Below are 7,116 nucleotides of genomic sequence, written 5' to 3'. Positions count from 1 at the left end.
CTGCGGGTCGCGAAGACCGGTCGCGCGTCGCAGACGGTGACCCGGTAGCCGAGGAACGCGCCGAGCCGGGCCATCGCGGCGGCGAAGTCGATCGCGCCGAACACGAGCATGCGCGGCGGCGGTTCGAACGAGTTCACGAACACGCTCATGCCCTCGCCGCGCCGCTGGCCGTCCGGTCCGTACTGGAGCACGCCGGTCCGGCCTGAGGCCAGCATGCCGCGCGCGTCGTCCGTGACGGCGTCGTCGATCCGTGCGCTTCCCAGGCTGCCGTCACGGCGGTCCGGCCAGATGACCATGCGCCGGCCGATGCCGTCCGGGTGCTCGATGACCGTCGCGACCGCCACCGGTTCCTCGGCACGCACCGTCTCCACGACCTCGGCGAGCTGCGGAAACGTGTCGGCGCTGATCTTCTCGACGTAGATGTCGATGATCCCGCCGCAGGTCAGCCCCACTGCGAACGCGTCGTCGTTGCTCACGCCGTAGCGTTGCAGGACCGGGTCGCCGGTCTCCTGCGCCAGGTCGTAAACGGCGCCTTCGACGCACCCGCCGGACACGCTGCCGACCGCCTCGCCGTCCTGCGTCACGAGCATCGCCGCGCCCGCCGGCCGGGGCGCCGAACTGAAGGTCGCGACCACCGTGCCGACGCCGACCGTCTCGCCGTTCGCCACCCGTTCGGCGAGGTCGTAGAGGACATCACGCATAGCGCATTTCCTTCAGCAGTTCGGCCACGCGTGCACGCGTGGCCCAAGATTGTAATGTCGCTGGACAGGCCGGTCGGTGATCCGTGGTGGCCGCTCGTTGCGGGCGGGCCTGCCGGGGTGTTCGTCGATGGCCAGAAGGGTGTTCAGGCCGGTCCTGGCAAACTGATCTTGAACACCCTTCGTTCGTCTCCGGACACCGCCCAGAATCAGGACTTACTCGTTCAGGGGACGACTGTCTCCGAAAGCAAGCTCACGCCTGATCGACCAGCGCCGCGATCTGGCGATTGCTGACCTGGCCGAGGGCAAGGTGACCGGGCGTGCTGACAGCGGTGAACTTCGACGGGCCAGCCGTCGAAGTTGCTCGAAAACTACCTCATCGCGATGTCAGACGGTGGGCTTGCTACCGCCGTCGATGACGTGTTCGGAGCCCACGACGGCAGAGGCGCGATCCGACACCAGGAACGTGACGAGCTCTGCGACCTCGTCTGGGACGACCGGGCGGCCCAATGGGATTCCGATCTCGGCCATGAGCCGCCGGCGCGCCTCGTTGTAGCCGATGCCTTCGCGCTCGGCGAGTGACTCGACGAACGCGCGGCCCCACGAACTCTCCGTGAAGCCAGGAGTGACGCTGTTGACGCGCACCCCTGACGGCGCCACCTCGTTGGCCAGGCCCTTGCTGTAGTGGCTCAGTGCCGCCTTCGCGGCGCCGTAGGGCACTCGGTTCGGGTTCGGGATCGAACGGGACAGCGACGAGATGTGGACGACGGCGCCGGTGCCGCGTTCGACCATGCCGGGGACCAGTGCGCGGTCGAGCCGGGCGGGGGCGAGGACGTTGACGTCCATCACGAGCTGCCAGATGTCGTTGTCCTGCTTGAGCAGCGGCACGTGCTGCCCGCCGTCCGCGCCGACGTTGTGGACGAGGATGTCGACTCCGCCGAGGCGGTCGTGAACGTGGTGGGAGATCGCTTCGACGTCCGCGGGCGAGGCGAGGTCGGCCTGGATGAACAGGTCGGTCGCGGATTCCGGGGGCGGGGCGGTCCGGGCGCTGTAGGCCACCGTCGCGCCGGCGCGGGTGAGGTGGTCGACGATCGCCGATCCGATCCCGCGGGTGCCTCCGGTGACCAGTGCGCGCCGGCCGGTGAGGTCGTCGAGAGCGGTGCCGCGTGGCATTGGGGTTCCTCCGGTGTGCGTTGAACGTTGCAAGACCGAAGCCTATGAGCTCCGAACTGGACGATCTATGACTGAGAAGGGCAAATTTTTGTCCATTCGTCTTCCCACGTATACGATTGGACGGTGGACGTTGTCAGCGACGCGATCGCCTCCATCCGCACCGGACGACCGCACGCGGCGCGTACACACCGGATCGCGCCGTGGGGACTGCGGTTCCCGGCCGAGCCGGGAACCGGGTTCCACGTCGTCCTGCAGGGCAGGTGCTGGCTGCTCGCCGAGGGTTCGGATCCGGTGCCACTGGGTGCGGGGGACGTCGTGCTCACGCCGCACGGCCACGAGATCGCCCTCGCCGACTCACCGGGCAGCGACCTCGTCGACGTCGCGCCCGAGATGGACGACTCCTGGGTTCCCCGGCTCGAAGCCGCCGGGGAACACACCCTGTTGATGTGCGGCTCCTACCAGCTCGATCGGGCGGGCGCCCATCCTTTGCTCACCGAGCTCCCGCCCGTCGTGCACCTCCCACGTCGCCTGGGCGGCCGCGCGGCGCTCAACGCCGTCGTCGAACTGCTCGGCAGTGAGCTCGACGAGTACAGGCCTGGTACCGACGCGGCGATCTCCGCGCTGCTCGACGCCATGCTGCTGTACGTCCTGCGCACCTGGTACCAGGATCACGTTCCGCGCGGCGCCGGTGGGTGGGCGGCGGCTCTGGACGATCCAGCTGTCGGGCCCGCTCTCGGCCACATGCACGCCGAGCCCGCAGCGGCCTGGACCGTCGAGAAGCTCGCCCGGCGAGCCGGGAGGTCGCGCTCCGCGTTCTCCCGGCGCTTCACCGACCTGGTCGGGCGGCCGCCCATGGAGTACCTGATGTGGTGGCGGATGACCACGGCCGGACGGATTCTCCGCGGCGAACCCGGCGTATCGCTCCGCGCGGTGGCGGAAAGGGTGGGCTACACCTCCGAATTCGCGTTCAACCGCGCCTTCAAACGCGAGTTCGGGGTCAGCCCCGGTGCTTTCCGGCGACAGGGCACTGAGCTCGTGGCGGCCCGCTGACGTCAGCCGTGTGCAGGCCGCAGCAGGTCGTCCAGTCCGATCCGGCGGAGGAACTCGACGCGCATGTGGTCGGCGACGGCGTTCACCACGCTCGCGCCATCGTCGGTCGGGGTGATGTGCACGCGGAAGGGACGCTTGCCCTTGGGTGTGCCGATGACCGTCACGATGGCCCGTGCGACCTCGGACACGTCCGCGTCGGGTGGCTCGATCTCGGCCATCCGCTTGCCCACGTCTTCGAGCAGCCCGGCGTAGCGCGTCTCGTACTCCCTGACGATCGCGGTGTCGTCAGGGTGCCCGCTGTGGGCGTAGTGGTTGGTACCGCTGGTGAACGAGCCCGGCACGATGATCGTGCTCTCGATGCCGAACCGCGCCACCTCCAGTGCGTACCCGGCCGCCAGTGCGTCCATTCCGGCCTTCGCCGCGAAGTACGGGGTGAGGTACGGAGGTGTGCCGCCGCGGGTGCTGGAGCTGCCGACCCACACCAGCAGGCCGTCGCCCGCCGCGCGCATGTGCGGCAGGGCGGCACGGTTGATCCGGTGCGCGCCAAGCACATTGGTGTCGTAGAGCGCAGCCAGTTGCTCCGGCGTGAACGCCTCCGCCGGACCGGTCACCATGTGACCGGCGTTGTGCACCAGCACGTCGAGCCGCCCGGCCTGGTCCAGCACCGTCTGCACCGCCTGCCCGACCGAGGAGTCGGAGGACACGTCCAGTTCGACGGTCCGCAGGTCTCCTGGGTGACCCGCCGCTTCCGCGGCCGCCGGGGCGTTGCGGCCCCCGACGTCGCGCATACCGGCGTAGACGGTGTGCCCGGTGTCAGCCAGCGCACGCGCGGTCAGCGCCCCGAACCCGCTGGAAGCACCGCTGATCAACACGACTTTCGACATGGTCGTCACTTCCCGTCTGATTAGATGGATCCGCCGTTGACATAGATGACCTGGCCGTTGACCCATCTCCCGGCACCGGCGAGGAACGCCACCACCTCGGCGAGGTCTGCGGGCTCACCCAGCCGTTCCAGCGGTGACTCGCCCGCGATCCTGGTGATCAGCTCCTCGGACTTGCCATCGAGGAACAGCGCGGTCGCGGTCGGTCCCGGTGCCACCGCGTTGACCGTGATGTTCCGCCCGCGCAGCTCTCGTGCCAGCGTCAGGGTGATCGCCTCGACCGCGCCCTTGCTGGCGCCGTAGGCGGCGTAGCCGGGACGGGAGAACCGGGTGATCGAACTCGAGAAGTTGATGATCGCGCCACCTGGCCGTAGTCGCCGTGCTGCCTGCTGGTCGACCACGAAGGTGCCCCGGACGTTGGTCCTCAGCACGCGGTCGAGCACCGCCAGATCGAGATCGGCAAGTGGTGACAAGGGCATCACGCCGGCGGCGTGCACCACCACGTCGACGCCACCGAACCGTTCCTCGGCCTGGTCGAAGACGCTCGCGACAGCGACCTCGTCGGCCACGTCCGCCTGTACGGCGAAGGCCAACGCGCCGCTCGCCACCAGGTCTTCCACCGCCGCGTCCGCTTCGACCTTGTTGCCGGCGTAGTTGATGACGACGGCGAACCCGTCTTGCGCCAGCCGTCCTGCGGTCTCCCTGCCGATCCCGCGAGATCCCCCCGTCACGATCGCCACCCGCGGCCCGCCGCTGTCGCCTGTCATGTCATTGCCTCCGGTTTCGCAGTAGTTCGTGTCCACCATGGAGATGGTGACGAAAAAGGTGAACAGTCAAATGACTCTCCGCGCTAAATACAGTCATCGACTTCACCTCACTACAGGCGGGCCGGACCTGGTAATGCGGGAGGGTCAAAAGGGCAGAGAAATAGGGTGTTCCAGGCATCGTCGAACCGCGTTGTGCATCGGCAGGAGTCGTAGGCTCGCACGGCACTGAAGCGCTGACGCTGAGGAAATTTCGTGATGCTCGAAGCCGACGAACAACAACACAGCCCGCCCACTGGCGCGCCGACAGTGTTGTTGACGAAACTTCATCCGCCGTTCGTCCCGGCGCAGACAGTCACGCGTCAACGGCTGTATCAGCGGTTGTGCGACGGCCATGGGCTGAGGTTGAGCTTGGTGACCTGCCCGGCGGGCTTCGGCAAGTCGACGCTGCTGGCGGCCTGGGCACAGGACGAGGCCCAGAGGCGGCCGGTGGCGTGGATGAGTCTGGACGAGGGAGACGACGACGCCGTCGTGCTCTGGTCGCACCTGATCGAGGCTCTGGGACGCGCCTGTCCGGCGATCGACCACGAGACGCTCGCCGGGCTGGCGACCTCGGCACCTATTCTCGAGGTGATGCTGCCCAGGGCGGTCAACGAACTCGTCGCTGCGCAGGCCCAGCTCGTACTCGTGCTGGACGACTTCCACCGGCTGAATGCCGGGCCGGCCCGGGACAGCGTCGTGTGGTTCGTCGAGCACGCCCCGGCGAGCGTGCAGGTGGTGCTGGCAACCCGCACGGATCCGGCGTTGCCGCTGAGTGCCCTGCGTGCGCGTGGACACCTGCTCGAGCTGCGCGCGGACGACCTGCGGTTCACGCCGGAAGAAGCCTACGAGTTCCTGAACGGGCGGCTCGATCTTGAACTGGCCCGTGGCGACGTCGACCTGCTCGTGGCACGGACCGAGGGCTGGCCGGCCGCGATCTACCTGGCGGCGCTGTCACTGTCAGCCAGCCACGACAAGCATGCGCTGGTCAGACAGTTCGACGGGACCAGCAGACACGTCGTCGACTTCCTGTCCGAGGAGGTGCTTGCCGGGTACGGGCCGGAGATCCGCGGTTTCATGAGAAGGATCTCGGTTCTCGACAGGCTCAGCGGCCCGCTCTGCGACGTCGTGCTCGAGCGGCAGGGGTCGGCGGACACGTTGAACTCGCTGGCGGCGTCGAACCTGTTCCTGGTGCCGTTGGATGATCGTCACGAGTGGTTCCGCTTCCACCAGCTGTTCCGGGAGATCCTGCTGCTGGAGCTGAGACGTGACGAACCCGGACTGATCTGTGATCTGCACCGGCGTGCGCAGACGTGGCACGCCGAGTTCGGCACGGTCGAGGAGTCCGTGCACCACGCGTTCGAGGCGCGGGCCTGGCACGACGCCGCGCAGCTCGTCGCGCAGGCCTGGGTCGGCCACGTCAACGCGGGCCGGACCTCGACGGTGCTCGACTGGCTGAGGCGATTTCCCGAGGAGGCCCTGCTCGCCGACCGGCGCCTGCTGCTCATCCGTGCCTGGGTCTCGGCGTTCCGCGGCACCGAACACGACACGAGGGCCGCGATCAGGCAGATCCAGCAAGCCGGCGGCGCGGACGAGGGACCTGTCGAGGGTTTCGCGTCGCTCGAGTCGAGTCTTGCGGTGTTGCAGGCGAGTTTCGTCTGGGGAGACGTCTCGGCGATCATCGAGCACGGCACCAGGGCCGCGGAGCTCGAAGGCCTCGACTCGCCGTGGCGGCCGGTGGTCAGCTGGGCGCTCGGCTGGGGGCACTACTGCAGGGGAGAGCTCGATCAGGCGGAGCGGTGGCTGACCGAGACCCGAACGCTCGGGCCGCACGTGGATCAGTGGATCGTGGTGATCGGGGCGGTGGCCGAGCTGTCGATGATCGCGGGCAGACGAGGCCTGCGGTCGTTACAGCTGCGGCTGGCGACCGAGGCGGCGGGCCTGGCCAGGGAGCACGGTCTGTTTGACGCCCGTGAGGTGGGCGAGGTGCGCACGGCCCTCGGTTTGGCGTTGAGCGCGCACGGGCGTGACGAGGAGGCGCTTCCCGAGCTGGAGCAGGGAGTCCTGCTGCGCAGACTGTGGGGGCAGCAGCTCGAGATCGTCGACGGGCTGATCGCACTCGCGCCCGCAGTGGCCATCGCCGGTGACCGCGGGCGGGCGGCGGATCTGTTCGACGAGGCCGACGAGGTCTTGTCCCGCTGCGCCGACGCGGGCGAGCTTCCCGCCCGCCTGGCCGCCGCCCGCCGGGCCACCGCGGTCGGCGGGCAGCCGGCGACCGCACCCGGAACGGAGCTGACCGAGCGGGAACTGGTGGTGCTCCGGTACCTCCGCAGCACCCTGTCCGAACGGGAGATCGCCCAGCAGCTCAGCCTGTCGGTCAACACCGTGCACAGCCACGTGAAGTCGATCTACCGCAAGCTCGGAGTCGGTTCGCGGGCAGAGGCGGTCGCGCATCTCTCACCTAGGTGATTCCCGGCTGCGGGTGACGACAGATCACCCCGGCCGCGGCCA

6 protein-coding genes are annotated in these 7,116 nt (G+C 68.7%); 2 read left to right on the top strand and 4 right to left on the bottom strand.

Annotation, left to right across the window (positions count from 1 at the left end; genetic code table 11):
* On the bottom strand, positions 1-701 hold a 701-nt coding region (locus tag BM417_RS45365; protein ID WP_281251418.1), incomplete at its 3' end, for an XdhC family protein.
* A gap of 384 nt (positions 702-1,085) precedes the next feature.
* On the bottom strand, positions 1,086-1,871 hold the full coding sequence (locus tag BM417_RS45360; RefSeq protein ID WP_093606324.1) for an SDR family oxidoreductase: 786 nt from the start codon (positions 1,869-1,871) through the stop codon (positions 1,086-1,088).
* 123 nt (positions 1,872-1,994) lie between these two features.
* Here BM417_RS45360 and BM417_RS45355 point away from each other — a divergent pair, with 123 nt between their 5' ends.
* Positions 1,995-2,921, top strand: coding sequence for an AraC family transcriptional regulator (locus tag BM417_RS45355; protein WP_093606323.1), 927 nt, complete (start codon positions 1,995-1,997; stop codon positions 2,919-2,921).
* A gap of 2 nt (positions 2,922-2,923) precedes the next feature.
* Here the strand turns inward: BM417_RS45355 and BM417_RS45350 are convergent, their stop codons facing one another.
* Both BM417_RS45350 and BM417_RS45345 read right to left on the bottom strand, forming a co-directional pair.
* Positions 2,924-3,805: an SDR family oxidoreductase gene (locus BM417_RS45350; RefSeq protein WP_093606322.1), complete on the bottom strand. Its 882-nt coding sequence runs from the start codon at positions 3,803-3,805 to the stop codon at positions 2,924-2,926.
* Between the two features lie 20 nt (positions 3,806-3,825).
* Positions 3,826-4,569, bottom strand: a complete 744-nt coding sequence (locus BM417_RS45345; protein ID WP_093606326.1) for an SDR family oxidoreductase — start codon at positions 4,567-4,569, stop codon at positions 3,826-3,828.
* A gap of 411 nt (positions 4,570-4,980) precedes the next feature.
* On the opposite strand from BM417_RS45345, the gene BM417_RS49700 reads away from it, so the two are divergent.
* Positions 4,981-7,074 carry a LuxR C-terminal-related transcriptional regulator gene (locus BM417_RS49700; protein ID WP_177320985.1) on the top strand — a complete coding sequence of 698 codons (2,094 nt, stop codon included), beginning with the start codon at positions 4,981-4,983 and terminating at the stop codon, positions 7,072-7,074.
* The last annotated feature ends 42 nt before the right edge of the window (positions 7,075-7,116 follow it).

The organism is Lentzea waywayandensis (assembly GCF_900115955.1).
GTDB classification, from domain to species: Bacteria; Actinomycetota; Actinomycetes; order Mycobacteriales; family Pseudonocardiaceae; genus Lentzea; species Lentzea waywayandensis.
This window is presented reverse-complemented; position numbering and strand designations above follow the sequence as displayed.